The organism is Mycobacterium sp. SMC-19 (genome assembly GCF_045310815.1).
GTDB lineage: Bacteria > Actinomycetota > Actinomycetes > Mycobacteriales > Mycobacteriaceae > Mycobacterium.
This window is the reverse complement of the sequence record NZ_JBJIAM010000001.1, coordinates 1-19,577: the sequence shown is the minus strand read 5'-3', so window position 1 is coordinate 19,577 and position 19,577 is coordinate 1. Positions and strand designations below refer to the sequence as shown.

19 protein-coding genes are annotated in these 19,577 nt (G+C 68.1%); 14 read left to right on the top strand and 5 right to left on the bottom strand.

Annotation, left to right across the window (positions count from 1 at the left end):
- Nucleotides 1-2 precede the first annotated feature (2 nt).
- On the top strand, nt 3-350 hold the full coding sequence (locus tag ACJH5R_RS00095) for a carboxymuconolactone decarboxylase family protein (RefSeq protein WP_406758801.1): 348 nt from the start codon (nt 3-5) through the stop codon (nt 348-350).
- A 24-nt stretch (nt 351-374) separates the two neighbouring features.
- Here the strand turns inward: ACJH5R_RS00095 and ACJH5R_RS00090 are convergent, their stop codons facing one another.
- On the bottom strand, nt 375-1,091 hold the full coding sequence (locus ACJH5R_RS00090) for a helix-turn-helix transcriptional regulator (RefSeq protein ID WP_406758802.1): 717 nt from the start codon (nt 1,089-1,091) through the stop codon (nt 375-377).
- A gap of 128 nt (nt 1,092-1,219) precedes the next feature.
- On the opposite strand from ACJH5R_RS00090, the gene ACJH5R_RS00085 reads away from it, so the two are divergent.
- Both ACJH5R_RS00085 and ACJH5R_RS00080 read left to right on the top strand, forming a co-directional pair.
- Nucleotides 1,220-2,626: an acyl-CoA synthetase gene (locus ACJH5R_RS00085; RefSeq protein WP_406758803.1), complete on the top strand. Its 1,407-nt coding sequence runs from the start codon at nt 1,220-1,222 to the stop codon at nt 2,624-2,626.
- A gap of 38 nt (nt 2,627-2,664) precedes the next feature.
- Nucleotides 2,665-2,961 carry a hypothetical protein gene (locus ACJH5R_RS00080; RefSeq protein WP_406758804.1) on the top strand — a complete coding sequence of 99 codons (297 nt, stop codon included), beginning with the start codon at nt 2,665-2,667 and terminating at the stop codon, nt 2,959-2,961.
- Nucleotides 2,962-2,969: 8 nt separating this feature from the next.
- Here the strand turns inward: ACJH5R_RS00080 and ACJH5R_RS00075 are convergent, their stop codons facing one another.
- The gene (locus ACJH5R_RS00075; protein WP_406758858.1) at nt 2,970-3,647 is read right to left on the bottom strand and encodes a TetR/AcrR family transcriptional regulator; all 678 of its coding nucleotides are present in this window, start codon (nt 3,645-3,647) and stop codon (nt 2,970-2,972) included.
- 124 nt (nt 3,648-3,771) lie between these two features.
- On the opposite strand from ACJH5R_RS00075, the gene ACJH5R_RS00070 reads away from it, so the two are divergent.
- The gene (locus tag ACJH5R_RS00070) at nt 3,772-4,197 is read left to right on the top strand and encodes an MmpS family transport accessory protein (protein WP_406758805.1); all 426 of its coding nucleotides are present in this window, start codon (nt 3,772-3,774) and stop codon (nt 4,195-4,197) included.
- Nucleotides 4,194-7,091: an RND family transporter gene (locus tag ACJH5R_RS00065; RefSeq protein ID WP_406758806.1), complete on the top strand. Its 2,898-nt coding sequence runs from the start codon at nt 4,194-4,196 to the stop codon at nt 7,089-7,091. The genes ACJH5R_RS00070 and ACJH5R_RS00065 overlap by 4 nt, the downstream gene beginning before the upstream one ends.
- Here the strand turns inward: ACJH5R_RS00065 and dapD are convergent.
- Nucleotides 7,088-8,041 carry a 2,3,4,5-tetrahydropyridine-2,6-dicarboxylate N-succinyltransferase gene (gene dapD / locus ACJH5R_RS00060; protein ID WP_406758859.1) on the bottom strand — a complete coding sequence of 318 codons (954 nt, stop codon included), beginning with the start codon at nt 8,039-8,041 and terminating at the stop codon, nt 7,088-7,090. The genes ACJH5R_RS00065 and dapD overlap by 4 nt on opposite strands.
- A 61-nt stretch (nt 8,042-8,102) precedes the next feature.
- On the opposite strand from dapD, the gene dapE reads away from it, so the two are divergent.
- Entirely contained in the window at nt 8,103-9,182 is a 1,080-nt protein-coding gene (gene dapE, locus ACJH5R_RS00055) for a succinyl-diaminopimelate desuccinylase (RefSeq protein ID WP_406781049.1), read from the top strand.
- Here dapE and ACJH5R_RS00050 read toward each other — a convergent pair.
- On the bottom strand, nt 9,172-11,202 hold the full coding sequence (locus tag ACJH5R_RS00050; RefSeq protein WP_406781048.1) for an AAA family ATPase: 2,031 nt from the start codon (nt 11,200-11,202) through the stop codon (nt 9,172-9,174). The two genes, dapE and ACJH5R_RS00050, sit on opposite strands and share 11 nt — an antisense overlap.
- Before the next feature lie 46 nt (nt 11,203-11,248).
- Here ACJH5R_RS00050 and ACJH5R_RS00045 point away from each other — a divergent pair, with 46 nt between their 5' ends.
- From ACJH5R_RS00045 to ACJH5R_RS00015, 7 genes are all read left to right on the top strand, one after another.
- Nucleotides 11,249-11,812 carry a TIGR00730 family Rossman fold protein gene (locus ACJH5R_RS00045; protein ID WP_406781047.1) on the top strand — a complete coding sequence of 188 codons (564 nt, stop codon included), beginning with the start codon at nt 11,249-11,251 and terminating at the stop codon, nt 11,810-11,812.
- A gap of 32 nt (nt 11,813-11,844) precedes the next feature.
- On the top strand, nt 11,845-13,632 hold the full coding sequence (fadD6, locus tag ACJH5R_RS00040; RefSeq protein WP_406781046.1) for a long-chain-acyl-CoA synthetase FadD6: 1,788 nt from the start codon (nt 11,845-11,847) through the stop codon (nt 13,630-13,632).
- A gap of 177 nt (nt 13,633-13,809) precedes the next feature.
- The gene (gene folP / locus ACJH5R_RS00035) at nt 13,810-14,634 is read left to right on the top strand and encodes a dihydropteroate synthase (RefSeq protein ID WP_406781349.1); all 825 of its coding nucleotides are present in this window, start codon (nt 13,810-13,812) and stop codon (nt 14,632-14,634) included.
- Nucleotides 14,631-15,578 carry a glucosyl-3-phosphoglycerate synthase gene (locus ACJH5R_RS00030; RefSeq protein ID WP_406758811.1) on the top strand — a complete coding sequence of 316 codons (948 nt, stop codon included), beginning with the start codon at nt 14,631-14,633 and terminating at the stop codon, nt 15,576-15,578. The genes folP and ACJH5R_RS00030 overlap by 4 nt, the downstream gene beginning before the upstream one ends.
- A 50-nt stretch (nt 15,579-15,628) precedes the next feature.
- A complete protein-coding gene (locus ACJH5R_RS00025) occupies nt 15,629-15,940 on the top strand; it encodes a DivIVA domain-containing protein (protein ID WP_406758812.1) in 312 nt (103 codons plus the stop codon).
- Nucleotides 15,937-16,512, top strand: a complete 576-nt coding sequence (locus tag ACJH5R_RS00020; protein WP_406781045.1) for a DNA-3-methyladenine glycosylase I — start codon at nt 15,937-15,939, stop codon at nt 16,510-16,512. Before ACJH5R_RS00025 ends, ACJH5R_RS00020 begins: the two co-directional genes overlap by 4 nt.
- A 166-nt stretch (nt 16,513-16,678) precedes the next feature.
- Nucleotides 16,679-16,849, top strand: coding sequence for a DUF3117 domain-containing protein (locus tag ACJH5R_RS00015; protein ID WP_064998965.1), 171 nt, complete (start codon nt 16,679-16,681; stop codon nt 16,847-16,849).
- A gap of 69 nt (nt 16,850-16,918) precedes the next feature.
- Here the strand turns inward: ACJH5R_RS00015 and glgA are convergent, their stop codons facing one another.
- Nucleotides 16,919-18,079 carry a glycogen synthase gene (gene glgA / locus ACJH5R_RS00010; protein ID WP_406781044.1) on the bottom strand — a complete coding sequence of 387 codons (1,161 nt, stop codon included), beginning with the start codon at nt 18,077-18,079 and terminating at the stop codon, nt 16,919-16,921.
- A 139-nt stretch (nt 18,080-18,218) separates the two neighbouring features.
- Between glgA and glgC the strand changes: the two genes are divergently transcribed.
- Complete coding sequence (gene glgC, locus ACJH5R_RS00005; protein ID WP_406758815.1) at nt 18,219-19,433, top strand: glucose-1-phosphate adenylyltransferase; 1,215 nt, start codon at nt 18,219-18,221, stop codon at nt 19,431-19,433.
- The last annotated feature ends 144 nt before the right edge of the window (nt 19,434-19,577 follow it).

The window sequence follows — 19,577 nt, the reverse complement described above, 5'->3', positions numbered from 1 at the left end:
GTATGAGTCATTACCAGGAAGTCCTCAACGAGCTGAACCCACAGCACCGCGACCTTCGGCAGCAGATTCCCGGCGTCTACCAAGCGTTCGGCGAAATGAGCAAGGCCACGTTCGAATCCGGCGCCTTGGACCGCAAGGTCAAAGAGCTGATGGCCATGGCGATCGGGGTGGTGCAGGGCTGCGACGGATGCATCGCCTCCCACGCCCGGGCGGCGGCACGCGCCGGGGCCACCAAGCAAGAGGCCGCCGAGGCCATCGGCGTCAGCATTCTCATGCACGGCGGTCCGGCCACCATTTACGGGGCCCGTGCCTACACGGCGTTCTGCGAATTCGCCGACGCCACCGATTGACGATTCGGTGTTGAGCCGGCCGGGCTAGCGGCCGATCACCCTGGCGATGCACATTTCCGGTTCGACGAACGGTTCCAACTCCGCGCTGCCGCCGGGAGCGTTCTCGGCGTTGAGCAGCCCACGCAGCAGGCCCCGGTGCATGGCGCAGCTGACCTCCGGGTGCGCCCGCGCCAAATCGCGAACCGGACACGCGTGCAGCAGGATCGTGCGGCGGCTGCCATCGCCGTCTTCGGCGGCGGTGAGTTCCGCGCCGAACCCCATCCGCGCGAAGATCCCCGCGATCCGGTCGGCGCACGCGTCGATCCCGGCGTCGGGGGCCGATCCGTTCGGCGTGGCGGCATCCTCGGCGGAGTCGTCGGAGGCCACGATCCGATCGGCCCAGCGTTGGCCGGCCCGTTCGGCGCGTTCCTGACGCTCGGCGACGGTCTCGCCGAGTTCCATCGCCAATATCTCGGCCAGGCTGCGGTAGTCCAACCGATCACGGACAGCCACGTAACCCGTGCGGGGTCGCCCGACGCCGTCGCGTTTGATCCGGGTCCGGGCAACCGCCCCGTCCTCGCACAAGGCGTCGAGGTGGAACCGCACCGTGGTGACGTGCAGGTGCATCCGCTCGGCGAGCTCGGCGGCATCGACTGCACCACTGGCAGCGCCCACCAACCGCAGCACCCGTTCCCGCTGCTGGTTGCGTGGCAACCGCTGACTGCGAGGGGTGCCGTGCCGCTGGCCGGACTGGTCGTGCATGGGAGTACCTCTCCTTGAGGAGTTGCCCACAAATTAAGGGAACTAATTCGTTAATACCACTTGGGGCGGTCGGCCGTCGTCCGGTTGGTCGGCTGGGCCAGCGCTGGGGACCGGGTAACGTCCCCCAGATGCTGCTGACCTCGCTGGCTGCCGACGGCTCGAACGCCTCGGACATCGCCGATGCGGTGCGTATCGATAACACCCTACTGAGCCGTGCCGAGTTGAGTGCCACTTCGGCGGCAGTGCACGAAGATCTTGCCGGCGTGCCGACGGTCGCGGTGTTGGCCACCCCAACGGCGCAGACCGTGCTGGCGGTCACCGGATGTCTGCTCGCCGGGGTACCGGTGGTGCCGGTCCCGGCTGACGTGGGCGTCGCCGAACGCCAGCACATCCTGCGCGACTCGGGTGCGGGGGCCTGGCTGGGGGAGCGACCCGACGACCTCGCCGGCCTGCCGCACTTCCCGGCGCGCGCCGGATCGTCGCACCAGGTGCCCGAAGTGGGCGAAGAAGACGACACCGCGTTGATCATCTATACCTCCGGCACCACCGGCCCGCCCAAGGGTGTGCAGCTGAGCCGGCGGGCGCTGGCCGCGGACCTCGACGCGCTGGCCCAGGCCTGGCAGTGGAGCCCCGATGACGTGCTGGTGCACGGCCTGCCGATGTACCACGTGCACGGCTTGGTGCTGGGTCTGTTGGGCTCGCTGCGGGTGGGCAACCGCTTCATACACACCGGCAAGCCGACGCCAGAGGCGTACGCAGCCGCGGGCGGCACGCTGTATTTCGGGGTGCCCACCGTGTGGTCGCGGGTGGTGGCCGACGCGGGCGCCGCCGCAGCGTTGCGGCCGGCGCGGTTGTTCGTCTCGGGCAGCGCGGCGCTGCCCGTCCCGGTCTTCGACGCACTCGTCGCGCAGACCGGTCACGCCCCGATCGAGCGGTACGGCAGCACCGAATCGCTGATCACGGTGAGCACCCGCGTCGACGGCGAACGCCGCCCGGGATGGGTGGGCCTGCCGTTGCACGGGGTACAGACCAAGCTTGTCGCTGATGACGGCGGCCCGGTGCCGCACGACGGCGCGACGATCGGGCGGCTCGCGGTGCGCGGACCGACGCTTTTCAACGGATACCTCAACCGGCCCGACGCGACCGCCGAGGCGATCGATGCCGATGGGTGGTACCGCACCGGGGATGTGGCGGTGATCGACGGCGATGGCATGCATCGGATCGTCGGCCGTGAATCGGTCGATCTGATCAAGTCTGGCGGCTTCCGGGTCGGGGCCGGTGAGATCGAGACGGCGTTGCTGGGCCATCCGGCGGTTTCCGAAGTGGCCGTCGTCGGATTGCCCGACGAAGACCTGGGGCAGCGGATCGTCGCGTTCGTCGTTGCTTCACCGGACAGTTCTGCGCAGCCCAGCGAATTGATCGACTATGTCGGTCAACAGCTTTCGGCTCACAAGCGGCCACGTGAGGTACGGATCGTGGATGCCCTGCCGCGCAATGCGATGGGAAAGGTACTCAAGAAGGCGTTGCTGACGTAGGCTCCGCTTGCGCGAATCGATACCAGAAGGGTGGCCGTGTGAAGCCAAGGAACCGATTCAGTCTCGCCGCTGTCACCGTCCTCGCCTGCACGACGGTCCTGCTCGGCGGGTGCTCGGAGGTGGAGAAGGTCATCAACAAGGGTGGCGATACCACGTGCGGAGAGTTCAACGGCCACACCGACGAGAAGCAGCGCTCCGAAATCTCCAAGATGCTCAAGGACTCCAAGGGCGGCGAGCCGTCGAACCTGGAGCTGTCGGGAACGCAGATCGCGGTCAGCGCCTACTGCAAGACGATCGGGAAAGACAGCGACAAGATCAGCAGGGCGATGCTGTAGCGCTCATCTCAGCCGCGGAGGCGGTCGCCACAGGGCCCGGCCGGTTCCCAGCTTCGCATCGCGCACTCGACTCCGTCGTCATCGAGCGCGGACACCGGCAGGGGTAATTGATCACTCCGGCAGCGCATACCGTCGATAAGGATGGCCACATAACGGCGCCACAGCTCCGCGTCGACATGGCCGGCGAACTCGCTCACCGTGCCGGCCAGCAGCCCGAGGATTGGCATGTCGGTATCGGACAGTTCGGGGCGCAGGCGACCGTCGCTGCGCGCTCGCTCCACGAGTCTCTTCTGAACGGGAATGAGTCGCTCCTGCGCCGCCGTCACACGGTCGCCGCCGTAGGACTTGCTGAAGGCGATCTCCCGCAATCCTCGGTCGGTCGCGGTGATCTCACACATCTGCTCGACGTACCACACGAACCCCTGCCAGGGATCTGGTTGTTGCAGAGCTGATTCCGCCAAGTCCGCCAGCTGGTTCAGGCCGTCTACGAAGATCGCCTCGAGCAGCTCCTCCTTGCTGGCGAACCTCCGATATACGGTGCCCACTCCCACCCCCGCATGGTGTGCGACATCGTTGAGATTGGGCTCCAGGCCCTTGCTGGCAAACAGGTCGCGGGCCGCTTCCAGGATGCGCTTCCTGTTGCGCTCGGCGTCCTTGCGCAACGGGCGGTCCGTCGTCTCACTCACGTTCACCTGCCAAGTGTAATGGGCGCAACATCAAACCGGATTGACTTAATCCGCTTACATAGTTAGCTTAGCTACCTGGAGCGGAGACGGCGACCGGCCTGGTCAACGTCGGGGAAGGCGGACGATGAAAAGGCTGATCAGCCGGGTTTGGCTGCCTGCTTTGATCGTGCTGGCGGTTGTGGCGGGAGCCGTCACCGTCGCACAGCTGCGGACCGTGTTCGGTGCGCATCCGGTCGTGGTGACCGACTTGTCCTCCGATAACGCCGAGGACTTCAATCCGAAGTTCGTGACATACGAGATCTTCGGTTCGGGCACCACTGCCGTCATCAATTACATGGACCTCGAAGGCAAGCCGCAGCGCGTCACCGATGTGGCTTTGCCGTGGACTCTGACCCTGCAGACCACCTTGCCCTCGGTGATGCCCAACATCCTGGCCCAGGGCGACGGCGACAGCATCAGCTGCCGAGTGACCGTCGACGACGAGGTCAAACAGGAAAGGACGGCTACCGGAGTGAACGCCGAAACCTACTGCTTTGTGAAGGCCGCATGAACGCGCCGACGGCCGGAGCGCCGACCGAACCCATTCCGGCCGCGCGTCACGCTGCGCGCCCGGGACTACCCCGATTCATCCGCAAGTTCGCGGTGCCGATCATCTTGGCCTGGATCGCCTTCGTTGCCGTACTGAACATCGTCGTGCCGCAGCTCGAGGAAGTCGGCAAAATGCGTGCGGTGTCGATGAGTCCCAACGACGCACCGTCGATGATCGCCACCAAGCGCGTCGGAAAGGTGTTCGAAGAGTACGACACTTCCAGCTCGGTGATGATCGTGCTCGAAGGCGAAGAGCCGCTGGGCGCCCAAGCACACGAGTTCTATGACCAGATGGTGCGCGATCTGCGGGCCGACACCGCCCACGTGCAGCACGTCCAAGACTTCTGGGGCGACACGCTGACGGCCAAGGGCGCCCAGAGCGCCGACGGCAAGGCCGCCTACGTTCAGGTCTACATCGCCGGCGACCAGGGCGAGACGCTGGCCAACGAGTCGGTGGACGCGGTGCGCCAGATCGCGTCCGAAGGGCCCGCTCCCGCCGGTGTGAAGGCCTACGTGACGGGGCCGGCGGCAACAAGTTCGGACCAGAACCACGTCGGCGACAAGAGCATGGAAACCATCGAGATGCTCACCTTCGCCGTCATCACGGTGATGTTGTTGGGCGTCTACCGATCCATCATCACGACGCTGATCGTGCTGCTGATGGTCGTCTTCGAACTGTCGGCCGCCCGAGGGCTGGTGGCATTCCTGGGATTTCACAACCTGTTCGGCCTGACAACCTTCGCCACCAACATGCTGGTGACGTTGGCCATCGCCGCCTCCACCGATTACGCGATCTTCCTGATCGGTCGATATCAGGAGGCGCGCAAAGCCGGCGAGGACCGAGAAACCGCTTATTACAGCATGTTCCACGGGACCGCCCATGTGGTGTTGGCCTCGGGTCTGACCATTGCCGGGGCCACGTTCTGTCTGCACTTCACCCGGTTGCCGTACTTCCAGACGATGGGTTTCCCGCTGTCGATCGGCATGGTGATCGTGGTCGCCGCGGCGTTAACCCTGGGGCCCGCAGTCATCTCGGTGTGCAGTCGGTTCGGCAAGATTCTGGAACCCAAGCGCGTCACCCGGTCGACCGGGTGGCACCGGGTCGGTACTGCCACCGTCCGCTGGCCCGGAGCGATACTGGTGGCCGCCGTCGCGGCGGCGCTGATCGGCCTGCTCACGCTGCCCGGGTACCACACGAGCTACAACGACCGCATCTATCTACCCGATGACGTCGCGGCGAATGTGGGCTACTCGGCGGCGTTCCGGCACTTCTCCCAGGCGAAGATGAACCCGGACCTGATGATGATCGAAACCGATCGGGATCTGCGTAACCCGGCGGACTTCCTGGTGATAGACAAGATCGCCAAAGCCCTCAAGAACGTGCACGGGATCGCCCAGGTGCAGACCATCACCCGCCCCGACGGGGACCCGATCAAACATTCCACGATCCCGTATACCGTCGGCCAGAGCGGCACAGCCCAGCTGATGAACAACGACTACATGCAGTCCAACCTGGAGAACCTGCTCAAGCAGGCCGATGATCTGCAGGCCAGCATCGACTCGATGACCGAGATGATGAGCATCCAGCAGGACCTGGCCGAAGTGTCGCAGCGGATGGCCGACAAGATGTCCAACACCGCGGTCGACATCGGCGAAATGCGCAACCACATGGCCGATTTCGACGATTTCTTCCGGGTGTTCCGCAACTACTTCTACTGGGAGCCGCACTGCTTCGACATCCCGATCTGCTGGTCGTTGCGGTCGATCTTCGATGCCCTCGACGGCGTGGACACCATGTCCGCCGACTTCGACGAGATCGTGCCCGACATGCAACGCATGGCCGAGCTGATGCCCCGGATGGTCGCGGTGATGCCGGCGCAGATCCAGTCCATGAAGAATCAGAAGCAGACGTTGCTCAACCAGTACCAGGTGCAGAAGGCCCAGCAGGACCAGAACATGGCGATGCAGGAGAACTCCACGGCCATGGGCGAGGCGTTCGACACCGCCAAGAACGACGATTCGTTCTACCTGCCGCCGGAGGCCTTCGACACCGCCGACTTCAAGCGCGGCATCAAGCTGTTCATGTCGCCGGACGGTCATGCGGTGCGATTCACCATCATTCACCAGGGTGATCCGTTGACGCCCGAGGGAATCTCGCGCATCGAGTCGCTCAAGGTCGCGGCGGCCGATGCGATCAAGGGGACACCGTTCGAGGGGGCCAAGATCTACCTCGGCGGCAGCGCGGCGATGTTCTACGACATGCAGCAGGGCGCCAACTACGACCTGCTGATCGTGGCGACGGCCGCACTGATCCTGATCTTCATCATCATGATGGTGCTCACCCGCGCCGTGGTCGCCGCGACGGTGATCGTCGGCACGGTGGTGCTCAGTCTCGGTTCGGCGTTCGGTCTGTCAGTGCTGATCTGGCAACACCTCGTGGGCATCCCGCTGCACTGGATGGTGCTGCCGATGTCGGTCATCGTGCTGCTCGCCGTCGGCGCGGATTACAACCTGCTGCTGGTCTCGCGCATCAAGGAGGAGATCCACGCGGGTCTGCACACCGGGCTGATACGCGCCATGGTCGGCACCGGTGCCGTGGTCACGGCCGCGGGTCTGGTGTTCGCCTTCACCATGGCCTCCATGGCGGTCAGCGCCCTGATCGTGATCGGCCAGGTCGGCACCACCATCGGGCTGGGCCTGCTCTTCGACACCCTGATCGTGCGGTCCCTGATGACACCGTCGGTTGCGACTCTGCTCGGGCGCTGGTTCTGGTGGCCGCAGATCGTGCGTCCACGCCCGGTTCCGCAGCCTTGGCCGCAGCCGATCCAGCGGGAGCCGGAGGAGGCGCTGGTTTAGTTGGCGTGCAGGTCCTCGTTGAGCGCGATGCCCTGACCGTCGCGGGCCACCACCTCGACCGCACCGGTCTGTGAGTTACGGCGGAACAGCAGGTTGTTCCCGCCGGCCAGGTCGCGGGCCTTGGCCGTGCTGCCGTCGGGCAGGGTGACCTTGGTGCCGGCGGTGACATACAGTCCGGCCTCGACCACGCAGTCGTCGCCCAGCGGGATGCCCAGTCCGGCGTTCGCCCCCAGCAGGCAGCGCTTGCCGATCGAAATCACCTGGGTCCCACCGCCGGACAGCGTTCCCATGATCGACGCGCCGCCACCGACATCGGAGCCGTCGCCGACCACCACGCCCGCCGAGATGCGGCCCTCGACCATCGAGGCGCCCAGCGTGCCGGCGTTGAAATTGACGAATCCTTCGTGCATCACCGTGGTACCCGAAGCCAGGTGCGCGCCGAGTCGCACCCGGTCCGCGTCGGCGATGCGCACGCCCGCGGGCAGCACGTAGTCGACCATGCGGGGGAACTTGTCCACCCCATAGACCGTCACCGGGCCGCGCCGGCGCAACCGGGCACGAGTCGACTCGAAGCCCTCGACGGCGCACGGCCCGTAGTTGGTCCACACCACGTTGGTCAGCACCCCGAACAGTCCGCCGGCGTTGAGCCCGTGCGGCACCACCAGCCGGTGCGACAGCAGGTGCAGACGCAGGTAGGCGTCGTAGGCGTCGACGGCGGCGTCGTCCAGCGACCCGATCACGGTGCGCACTGCGACCGTTTCGATGCCGCGGTCCTCGTCGGCACCGAGCAGCCCAGCCAGATCGGCAGGCACCTCGTCAGCGCTAAGGCGAGTGGTTCCGGGCTGGCCCGAGCCACCCAACTCCGGTGCGGGAAACCAGGTGTCGAGTACAGATCCATCTGCGGCCAGCGTCGCTATCCCGACGCCCGAAGCTCCAGTCACGCCGGCCAGGTTACCCGGACGGCTGGACCGATGACGACGCCCCGCTTGCGATCGCCGTTAGGCTGAGGCCGTGCTGGACCTGCGCTCCGACCCGATTGCCCTGACCGCGGCCCTGGTGGACATCCCCAGCGAGTCGCGGCACGAAGCGCAGATCGCCGACCAGGTGGAAGCCGCCCTGCGAGCCCAGACCTCCGGTTTCGAGATCATTCGTGACGGCGACGCGGTGCTGGCCCGCACCCAATTCGGGCGCCCGACCCGGGTGCTGCTGGCCGGGCATCTGGACACCGTGCCGGCGGCCGGCAACCTGCCCAGCCGGCGCACCACCACCGGTGACGAGGGTGACGTGCTGCACGGTTGCGGCACCGTCGACATGAAATCCGGTGTCGCCGTCTTCCTGCACCTGGCTGCCACCATCGTCGAACCTGTACACGATCTGACCTGCGTGTTCTACGACTGCGAGGAGATCGAGGCGGCAGCCAACGGGCTGGGCCGCATCGAACGCAACCTGCCGGACTGGCTGACGGCCGACGTCGCCATCCTCGGCGAGCCCACCGGCGGCTACATCGAGGCCGGCTGCCAGGGCACGCTACGGGTGGTGATCAGCGCGGCGGGCACCCGGGCGCATTCGGCGCGCTCCTGGCTGGGCGACAACGCCATCCACAAACTGGGGGCGGTGCTGAATCGCCTGGCCGAGTACCAACCGCGCAGTGTCGATATCGACGGCTGCGTCTACCGCGAGGGACTGTCCGCGGTGCGCATCGACGGCGGGGTGGCCGGCAACGTCATCCCCGATGCCGCGAGCGTGACCGTGAACTTCCGCTTCGCCCCGGACCGCACGCCCCACGAGGCGCTGATCCACGTGCAGGAGGTGTTCGACGGCCTGCACGTCGTGATCGAGCAGACCGACTCCGCCGCCGGCGCCCTGCCGGGGCTGACCGCGCCCGCCGCCGCCGCGCTGGTGGCCGCCGCCGGCGGTCAGGTGCGGGCCAAGTACGGCTGGACCGACGTGTCGCGGTTCGCCGCCCGCGGCATCCCCGCGGTCAACTACGGGCCGGGCGATCCCAACCTCGCTCACACCGTCGACGAGCGGGTGCCGGTCGAGCAGATCAGCACGGTGGCCGCGCTGCTGCGCGGTTACCTCAGCCCTTAACCCGGTCCAGCGCGGCCCGGCCGAACGCGCAGTCGACCTCCGCGCACAGCCGGCCCAACGGCTCGACGGCCCGGGCGTCGCCCAGCTGGGCGGCCACGTACCAGGCCTGCAGCGCCACCGCCGACTGCCCGGTGCGTTCGGCCATCCGGGCGGCATCCCGGGCAGCGGCGATCGCGCCGTGCTGATCGCGCATGCCGGCCCGCTGCCAGGCCCGCGCCACTCCCAACTCCGGAGCGAACAGCGCCGATTTGGTGCCGTGCCGGGATTCGGCCCGGCTCAACGCTTTTGCCGCGCCGGCGATGTCGGATTGGCGGGCCAGCGCGGTGGCCAGCAGCGTCAGCGACAGCGGGCCCCAGGAGTAGCCGGTGCGCTCCAGAGTGGCCGCCGCCGGTGCCAACAGCTTGGTCGCGGCGTCGAACTCTTCGGCGGCGATCAGCACCTTGGCCACCAGCACCTCGCCGATCGCCCGGCCGGGCTGGGACAGCTCGGCGAAATCGGTGAACTGCCAGGCCAACTCGCGGGCCTGATCGAGTCGGTCGGCCATCAGCAGTGCGGTGATCTCGGCGAGCCCGACGGTGAATCGCAGCACCCCGGGATGTTCGGCGTCCAGCGCACGGCGTGCCAGGGGAGCGACGTCGTCGAAGCGGCCGGCCCGCGCCGCGCACAGCGCCGCGGCGCTGCCCGCCCAGGCCACCGCCATGTCGTCGGCGGCCGGGTCCGCCAGGACCGCGGTGGCGGCCTGCATGGCACGGCCGATGTTGCCGGCATTCATCGCGAAGGTGGCGCCGAGTGCGTCCAGGGTGATGCGCGGCGCCAGGCCCTCAACCCGGCCGCGCGTGGCGGCCAGGAAAGCGGCGGCGCGTTCGGGCTCGCCGAGCATGAAGAACTGATTGGCGGCCCGCGGCAGTGCCCAGGCCATCAACTCCGGCTCACTGAGCCCGGCCGGGTCGACCGCGGCCAGCACCGCGTCGGCGTCACGCCCGCGACCCTGCCACCCGAGTGCGTGCGCCAGCGCCAGCCGGGCCGGCAATTCGTCCGCCCGATCCAGGGCGTTGCGGGCCAGCCGCTCACCCAGCTGCAGATCGCCCAGCCGCAGCGCCTGCTGGGCCGCGTCCACCACGTCCGCGGCGGGCTGCGGGGCGTCGCTGTCGGCGGCCAATGCCGCCAGCCGCAGCTGCTCGCCGACGTGTGCGCACGGCCGGGTCGCCAGCACCCGCACCACCTCGGTGCGCCGAGCGCGGGCGCCGACCACCCCCAGCGCGCCGCGAGCCCGCTCGGCGAACAGCGGGTGAGCCGTGTAGACGACGGGGTCCGGTTCGCGGCCGCCGCGAGCGCGGGTCTCCACCGCGCCCAGCTCCTCGGCCCGCCGGACCGCGTCGGCGCTGGTCAGGTCGATTAGGTCGACCAGCGCCAGCGGTTCGAAGACGGCCAGGTAGTCCAGCGCCGAACGCGCGTCGGCCGGCAAGCCCGCCACGAAGGCGTCCACGTCACGATCGGCCTCACCCGCTTCGTCGGAGGCGGTGATGTCGATGCGGGTCAGCAGATCGTCGCCCCACAGCGCGGTGATCGGCGGCGGGGGAGCAGGGGAGCAGTCGGCGCGGCCGGTGGCGATCACTCGGGCCGTCCCGGTCAGCGCCAACTGGTAGACCAGCGTCGCCGACAAGATGTCGAGGAGATGGGCGTCGTCGACCACCAGCAGCAGATCGCCCGCCGCATCAACCAACGATGCGCGCGCCGCCCGCAGCAGCGCGGCGGGCTTACCGATGTCGGCCACCGCGATCAGATGGCTGAAGGCGCCGAACGGCACGTCGCGCTCGGCGGGAGTGCCGATCACCCAGCACACTCGGGTCCCGGGGTGGCGGTCGGCGTGGTCTTCAGCGGCCAACCGGGCCAGGGTGGACTTGCCGCACCCGTCGGGACCGAGCACCACCGCGCCGGCCCGGGGCGCGTCGGGGTCGAGCGCTGCGGTGAGCTGATGCAACGCCGCCGAATGCTCGGGGACGTTCCACCGGATCGGCATCGCCGAGAGTTTACGGTCTGAGCCAACGGCCCGATAGCCTTTCGGTGTGCGGTCGAGCGAATGGGCGGTCTGTGTCTACTGCGCGTCGGGTCCCACCGATCCGGGACTGTTGGCGCTGGCCGCCAAGGTCGGTGCGGCGATGGCCGAGCGGGGTTGGACGTTGGTGTGGGGAGGCGGCAACGTCTCGGCGATGGGTGCGCTCGCCGTGGCCGCCCGCGAGCGGGGCGGGCACACCGTCGGGGTGATCCCCAAAGCGCTGCTGCACCGCGAGGTGGCCGATGTCGACGCCGACGAGCTGATCGTCACCGACACCATGCGGGAGCGAAAGCAGGTGATGGATGACCGCGCCGACGCGTTCCTGACCCTGCCCGGCGGTATCGGCACGCTCGAAGAGTTGTTCGAGACATGGACCGCCGGGTATCTGGGCATGCACGACAAAGAGGTGGTGCTGCTGGATCCCGACGGCCACTACGAGGGGCTGTGGACGTGGCTGTCGGGGCTGATCGACACCGGGTTCGTGTCCCGCCGTGCGATGGACCGCCTGCTGGTGTTCGGCGAGATGGAGGCGGCACTGGACGCCTGTTCACCCGGTACCGCCGGTACCGGTTAAGCTCTCGATTTTCGGCGAAATGAGGCGATAACGTGTCCGACCACGACTCCGGCACCGTCACCCAGGTGGGACTGGTCGACATTCTGGCCCGTACGCCACGGCTGTTGGCCGACGCGCCGACCATCCTGCGCGGGCTGTGGACCGGGCTGCGGGCCCGCCCCACCTCCAAGGCCTCGATCGGCAAGGTCTTCCAGGACCGCGCGGCCCAAGTCGGTGACCGGGTCTTCATCCGGTTCGGTGAGCAGCAACTGACCTACCGCGAAGCCAACGAGACCGTCAATCGCTACGCCGCCGTGCTGGCCGCGCGCGGCGTCGGCCACGGCGATGTCGTCGGGATCATGCTGCGCAACTCCCCGGACGCGGTGTTGATGATGCTGGCCGTCGCCAAATGCGGTGGGGTCGCCGGCATGCTCAACTACCACCAGCGCGGCGACGTGCTGGCCCACAGCCTGGGCGTGCTGAACGCCACCCTGCTGGTCGCGGAGTCCGACCTGGTCGATGCCGTCAAGGAATGCGGTTGCACCGACGTGCCCGTGACCATCGAGGAGTTCCGGCGACTGGCCGCCACCGCGCCGGCCGGCAACCCCGCCTCGGTCAACGCGGTCCTGGCCAAGGACACCGCGTTCTACATCTTCACCTCCGGCACCACCGGCTACCCCAAAGCCAGCGTGATGACGCACTACCGGTGGCTGCGCGCGCTGGCGACCTTCGGGGGCGTCGGGCTGCGGCTGCGCGGCAGCGACACGCTGTACTGCTGCCTGCCGCTGTATCACAACAATGCGCTGACGGTCGCGGTGTCGTCGGTGCTCAACGCCGGTGCCACGCTTGCCCTGGGCCGCTCGTTCTCGGCGTCGCGGTTCTGGGACGAGGTGATCGCCGCGGACGCCACGGCGTTCGTCTACATCGGCGAGCTCTGCCGGTACCTGCTCAACCAGCCCGCCAAGGCAACCGATCGGGCGCACAAGGTGCGGGTGATCGCCGGCAACGGGCTGCGGCCGGAGATCTGGGACGAGTTCACCCAGCGGTTCGGCATCAAGCGGGTCTGCGAGTTCTACGCCGCCAGCGAGAGCAACAGCGCCTTCCTCAACGTGTTCAACGTGCCGCGCAGCACCGGCGTCTACCCGCTGCCGCTGGCCTACGTGCAGTACGACCCCGACACCGGCCTGCCGCTGCGCGGCGACGACGGGTGGGTGCAGCGGGTGCCTGCCGGCCAGCCCGGGTTGTTGCTGAGCCCGGTGAACCGGTTCTCCCCGTTCGATGGCTACACCGACCCGGAGGCCAACGAGAAGAAGCTGGTGCGCAACGCGTTTCGGGACGGCGACTGCTGGTTCAACACCGGTGACCTGATGCGCCCACAGGGCATGGGCCACGCCGCCTTCGTCGACCGGCTGGGGGACACCTTCCGGTGGAAGGGCGAGAACGTGGCTACGACGCAGGTCGAGGCCGCGTTGAGCGCCGACGAGTCGGTTGAGGAGTGCGCCGTCTACGGCGTGGAGGTCCCCGGTACCGGTGGCCGTGCCGGGATGGCCGCGGTCAAACTGCGTGACGGCGCGACGTTCGACGGGCCCGGGCTGGCCGCCGTGGTCAATGACCAGCTGCCGTCCTATGCGGTACCGCTGTTCGTGCGGGTGGTGGCGTCGATGGCCCACACCACCACGTTCAAGAGTCGCAAGGTGGAGCTGCGTGAGCAGGGCTACGGCGGCGGGGGTGCCGTCATCGAGGACCCGCTGTACGTGTTGGCCGGCCGGGGCGAGGGCTACGTCCCCTACTACGCGGACTATCCGGCCGAAGTAGCCGCGGGCAAGCGTCCGCAGGGCTGACCTTTCTGCTTGTGCACCGAAACCGACGTTTTGCAGGCCGCTACTCGGACTTTCTCTGCGAAACGTCGGTTTCGGCGGGTCAGGGCTGACGATCGCGGTCGCACATCCACCAGGCACCATAGAGCGGTGCAGTCCCATTTCTGCGGTCGCCCGGTGGCGGCTGATCGAGCGCTGATCATGGCGATCGTCAACCGCACCCCGGACTCGTTCTACGACGCGGGCGCCACGTTCACCGACGAGGCGGCCAAGTCCGCCGTGCACCGCGCAGTGGCCGACGGCGCCGATGTCATCGACGTCGGCGGAGTCAAGGCGGGGCCGGGGGAGACCGTCGACGCCGACACCGAGACCGCACGGGTGGTGCCGTTCATCGAATGGCTGCGCAGCGCCTACCCCGACCAGCTGATCAGCGTGGACACCTGGCGTGCCGAGGTGGCCAAACGCGCCTGCGCGGCAGGTGCCGACCTGATCAACGACACCTGGGCCGGGATCGACCCGGAGCTGCCGGCCGTGGCCGCCGAGTTCGGGGCAGGGTTGGTGTGCTCGCACACCGGAGGGGCGAAACCGCGCACCCGCCCATTCCGGGTGAGCTACGGCACCAGCGTCGACGGAGTGGTGAAAGCGGTGATCAGCGAGGTCACCGCGGCCGCCGAGCGGGCAGTGGCGGCCGGCGTGGGCCGCGATCGGGTGCTGATCGATCCCACCCATGATTTCGGCAAGAACACCTTCCACGGGCTAGCGTTGTTGCGACACACGGAGGACCTGGTCGGTACCGGATGGCCGGTGCTGATGGCGCTCTCCAACAAAGACTTCATCGGGGAGACTCTTGGAGTGGGCCTCACCGAACGACTGGATGGAACATTGGCGGCCACCGCGTTGGCGGCGGCCGCCGGAGCCCGGATGTTTCGGGTTCACGAGGTCGGGCCGACCCGGCGCGTACTGGAGATGGTGGCATCGATCCAGGGCGTGCGGGCCCCGACCCGCACAGTGAGGGGATTGGCATGACCGACCTGGTCTCGGCGCCGGGCGATACCCGGCTGTCCGGGCGCACCTGGACCCGGCCGCAGTGGACGGTGGCCGAGCTGCTGGCGGCCAAGGCCAAGACCGGTCGCAGCGTCTCGGTGGTGCTGCCCGCTTTGAACGAACAGGCGACCATCGAGTCGGTGATCGACAGCATCACGCCGCTGGTCGACAACCTGGTCGACGAGCTGATCGTGCTGGACTCCGGCTCCACCGACGACACCGAGATCCGCTCCATCGCCGCCGGCGCGCGTGTCGTCAGCCGTGAACAGGCCGTCCCAGAGGTTGCAACGCAGCCCGGTAAGGGCGAAGCCCTGTGGCGGTCGCTGGCGGCCACCAGCGGCGACATCGTGGTGTTCATCGACTCCGACCTGATCGAGCCCGATCCGATGTTCGTGCCGAACCTGGTGGGGCCCCTGCTCACCGGAGACGGCGTCCACCTCGTCAAAGGTTTCTACCGGCGGCCGCTGAAGGTCAACGGCACCGAGGAACCCACCGGCGGCGGCCGGGTCACCGAGCTGGTGGCCCGACCGCTGTTGACCGCGCTGCGCCCCGATCTGGGTGCGGTGATCCAGCCGTTGGGCGGTGAGTACGCGGGCAGTCGTGAGCTGTTGGCGTCGGTTCCGTTCGCGCCCGGCTACGGGGTGGAGATCGGGCTGTTGATCGACACCTACGACCGGTTGGGGCTGGAGGCGATCGCCCAGGTCAACCTGGGTGTGCGCGCCCATCGCAATCGCCCGCTGTCGGAGTTGGCCGTGATGAGCCGCCAAGTCGTCGCGACGCTGCTGTCGCGGTGCGGTGTCCCGGATTCCGGGGTGGGCCTCACCCAGTTCGTAGCCGACGGCCCGGACGGAATGGACTATCTGCCGCGCACCACGCCGTTGTCGCTGGTCGACCGGCCGCCGATGAACACCTTGCGTCAGCGCTGATCCCGTCGGCACCGCCCCTCGTGTCGGTGCGATGAGGCACTATCGATGCCGTGACACTGGTGTTGCTGTACCTCGTTGTCCTTGTGCTCACCGCGTTGCTGCTGTTCGGGGTGGCCAGCACGCTGTTCGGCCGGGGTGAGCAGTTGCCGCCGCTGCCTCGGGCCACGACGGCGACCATGCTGCCGGCTTCCGGCGTCACCGGTGCCGATGTCGACGCGGTCAAGTTCTCCCAGGTGCTGCGCGGCTACAACACCGGTGAGGTCGACTGGGTGCTGGAGCGCCTCGGTGCCGAGCTTGACCAGCTCCGCGGCCAGCTCGCCGCGGCGAATGCGGCCGCCGCATCCGCGCCGGAGTCGCGGTGAGCAGCGCGACCGACGACGGCCAGATCCGGTGCGGTTGGGTCGACAGCGCCTCGGTGCTCTACCGCGACTACCACGACCAGGAGTGGGGCCGTCCGGTGCGGGACCCGGCGGCACTGTTCGAGCGGGTCAGCCTGGAAGCCTTCCAGAGCGGGCTGTCGTGGCTGGTGATCCTGCGCAAGCGGGAGAACTTCCGGCGGGCGTTCGCCGGTTTCGACGTCGAAACCGTCGCGCGTTTCACCGACGCCGACGTGGCACGGCTGATGGACGACGCCGGCATCGTGCGCAACCGAGCCAAAATCGAGGCCACGATCGCCAACGCCCGGGCAACCATTGACCTCGGGGCCACCGATTTGGCGGACCTGTTGTGGTCATTCGCCCCGCCGCGGCGTCCGCGCCCGGCGGACCTCTCGGCAATTCCAGCCGTCACGCCGGAATCGACGGCGATGGCGCGCGAATTGAAGCGTCGCGGGTTCCGATTCGTCGGGCCCACCACCGCTTACGCGTTGATGCAGGCCACGGGCATGGTGGACGACCACGTCCAGGCATGTTGGGTGCCACCGGTAACCGCCTAGATCCACTAAAATGCACTACGGAATCGGGTCTTGTGCACGCGCCGTCGCCGATAGGGGAGAATGGCGGAGTGAATTTGCAGTTCGAAGCCGGACGCTGCGACTGCCGTGCACACCCGGCGCAGATCATGGGCACGGCCTGCGGGCTGGTACCTGGAGGGAGCACTCGATGGCGGCGATGAAGCCCCGGACCGGCGACGGTCCGTTGGAAGCGACCAAAGAGGGGCGAGGCATCGTAATGCGCGTACCGCTTGAGGGCGGTGGACGACTGGTCGTCGAGTTGACTCCGGATGAGGCCGCCGCGCTCGGCGACGAACTCAAAGCCGTCACCAGCGGCTAAGGCGATCGCAAGCGCGGCGGAGCCGGGCGAAGCGGGTCGCCGTTAGGACCGAGGCGTGACGGTCGGGGGCTAGCGGCCCGCCTGCCGGTAGACCGCCAAGGTCTGCTCGGCCACCCGCGCCCAGGAGAACACCTCCTCGCAGCGACGCCTGCCGGCGTCGCCGTAGCGCTGCGCACGGGCCGGGTCGGCGATCAACGCGTTGACCGCTTCGGCGAGTGCGGCGTGATAGCCGTCCGGATCGGCGGCGTCGTAGTGGACCAGGGTGCCGGTCTCACCGTCGGTGACCACCTCCGGGATGCCCCCGACGTCGGAGGCGACCACCGCGGTGCCACAGGCCATCGCCTCCAGATTGACGATGCCCAACGGCTCGTAGACCGACGGGCATACAAAAACCGTTGCCGCCGACAATAATTCGCGGATCTGCCGGGCAGGCAGGGTTTCCTGTATCCAGAACACCCCGCTGCGGGTGGCCGCCAGATCGGCGACGGCGGCACCGACCTCATCGGCGATCTCCGGTGTGTCCGGAGCGCCCGCACACAACACCAATTGCGCCTCCGGGTGGAACCGGTGGGCGGCGGCCACCAGATGGGCAACCCCCTTCTGCCGGGTGATCCGCCCGACGAAGGCCACCATCGGCCGGTCGGGGTCGACACCGAGTTCGGCCGGCATCGAGTCCGGACCGGTCGGCTGCGGACGCCAGACGTCGGTGTCGATGCCGCTGTAGATCACGTGCACGCGGTCCGGGCGCAGGTCCGGGTAGACCCGCAGCAGATCGTCGCGCATGGCCGAGCTGACCGCGATGACCGCGTCGGCGGCGATCGTCCCCTCTTTTTCGGCCCAGGACGACACCCGGTAGCCGCCGCCCAGCTGTTCGGCCTTCCAGGGGCGCAGCGGCTCCAGCGAATGCGCGGTCAGCACATGCGGGATGTCGTACAGCAGCGCCGCCAGCCGGCCGGCCAGGGCGGTGTACCAGGTGTGGGAGTGCGCGACATCGGCTGTGCTGACGGCGTCGACCATCGTCAGGTCGGCCGAGAGGGTGCCGAGCGCCGGATTGGCGTCCCGCAGCGCCGGATCGGGCTGATGCGCGTGCGCGCCCGGGCGGGGTGCGCCCATGCAGTGCACGTCGACGTGGCATAACCGCCGCAGCGCCTCGACCAGGTTGGTGACATGGACACCCGCACCGCCGTAAATCTCCGGAGGGTATTCCCGAGTCAGCATCGCCACCCGCATAACCGGCACGGTAGCGGGCGCAGATCGCCGGCCGCACAGCGGATCGACCGACGATTTGTCGCCGGTCTTTTGTAAAGAACCGTCGTCAATCGTGCGGTCAACCTGGCAGGGCTTCGAAGTGGCCGATAGGTTTGTGGCCATGAGGGAAGCGCCGCATGTGCTGGGCATCGTCCTGGCCGGTGGGGAGGGCAAGCGGCTGCACCCGCTGACCGCGGACCGGGCCAAGCCGGCGGTCCCTTTCGGGGGTGCCTACCGGTTGATCGACTTCGTGCTGTCGAATCTGGTCAATGCGCGCTACCTGCGGATCTGCGTTCTGACGCAGTACAAGTCGCATTCGCTGGACCGGCACATCTCGCAGAACTGGCGGTTGAGCGGCCTGGCGGGGGAGTACATCACCCCGGTGCCGGCGCAGCAGCGCCTCGGCCCGCGCTGGTACACCGGGTCCGCCGACGCCATCTACCAGTCGCTGAACCTGATCTTCGACGAAGACCCTGACTACATCGTGGTCTTCGGCGCCGACCACGTGTACCGGATGGACCCCGAACAGATGGTGCGCTTCCACATCGCCAGCGGCGCCGGGGCCACGGTCGCGGGGGTTCGGGTGCCGCGCGCGGAAGCATCCTCGTTCGGTTGCATCGATGCCGACGAGTCCGGCCGGATCCGTGGCTTCCTGGAGAAGCCGGCGAACCCGCCTGGCACGCCCGATGATCCGCTCAGCACGTATGTGTCGATGGGCAATTACGTCTTCACCACCAAGGTGCTGATCGACGCGATCCGCGCGGACGCCGACGATGATCACTCCGACCACGACATGGGCGGCGACATCATGCCGCGCCTGGTGGGCGACGGCATGGCCGCGGTCTACGACTTCTCCGACAACGAGGTGCCCGGCGCCACCGAGCGCGACCGCGGCTACTGGCGTGACGTCGGAACCCTGGACGCGTTCTACGACGCGCACATGGACTTGGTGTCCGCGCACCCGGTGTTCAACCTGTACAACAACCGCTGGCCGATTCACGGTGCGACCGAGAACCTGGCGCCGGCGAAGTTCGTCAACGGGGGCTCGGCGCAGGAGTCGGTGGTCGGCGCCGGCAGTGTCATCTCGGCGGGCTCGGTGCGCAACTCGGTGCTGTCGTCGAATGTGGTGATCGACGACGGCGCGATCGTGGAGGACAGCGTGATCATGCCCGGGGCCCGGGTGGGGCGCGGTGCGGTGGTGCGCCACGCGATCCTCGACAAGAACGTCGTGGTCGGCCCCGGCGAGATGATCGGTGTCGACTTGGAGAAGGACCGGGAACGGTTCTCCATCAGCGCCGGCGGCGTGGTCGCCGTCGGCAAGGGCGTCTGGATCTAGCGGGTCGGCGCCATCTCGCCGAGCGTGAAGCCGGCGTCACGCTCAGGCAGGATGTTGCCGCGCTAGATGTACTGCCCAGGCAGGTTGGTCAACCTGGTGATGGGCGGAATCTTGCCGATCGCGGAGTGTTGCCGATGGTGATTG

Bases quoted from the DNA above. Each gene is read 5' to 3' on its own strand.
- ACJH5R_RS00085 (WP_406758803.1), top strand. From the start codon at position 1,220: ATGCTGCTGACCTCGCTGGCTGCCGACGGCTCGAACGCCTCGGACATC.
- ACJH5R_RS00030 (WP_406758811.1), top strand. From the start codon at position 14,631: ATGACCGACCTGGTCTCGGCGCCGGGCGATACCCGGCTGTCCGGGCGC.
- folP (WP_406781349.1), top strand. From the start codon at position 13,810: ATGGCGATCGTCAACCGCACCCCGGACTCGTTCTACGACGCGGGCGCC.
- ACJH5R_RS00090 (WP_406758802.1), bottom strand. From the start codon at position 1,091: ATGCACGACCAGTCCGGCCAGCGGCACGGCACCCCTCGCAGTCAGCGG.
- ACJH5R_RS00070 (WP_406758805.1), top strand. From the start codon at position 3,772: ATGAAAAGGCTGATCAGCCGGGTTTGGCTGCCTGCTTTGATCGTGCTG.
- glgC (WP_406758815.1), top strand. From the start codon at position 18,219: ATGAGGGAAGCGCCGCATGTGCTGGGCATCGTCCTGGCCGGTGGGGAG.
- ACJH5R_RS00050 (WP_406781048.1), bottom strand. From the start codon at position 11,202: ATGCCGATCCGGTGGAACGTCCCCGAGCATTCGGCGGCGTTGCATCAG.
- ACJH5R_RS00065 (WP_406758806.1), top strand. From the start codon at position 4,194: ATGAACGCGCCGACGGCCGGAGCGCCGACCGAACCCATTCCGGCCGCG.
- glgA (WP_406781044.1), bottom strand. From the start codon at position 18,079: ATGCGGGTGGCGATGCTGACTCGGGAATACCCTCCGGAGATTTACGGC.
- ACJH5R_RS00015 (WP_064998965.1), top strand. From the start codon at position 16,679: ATGGCGGCGATGAAGCCCCGGACCGGCGACGGTCCGTTGGAAGCGACC.
- ACJH5R_RS00095 (WP_406758801.1), top strand. From the start codon at position 3: ATGAGTCATTACCAGGAAGTCCTCAACGAGCTGAACCCACAGCACCGC.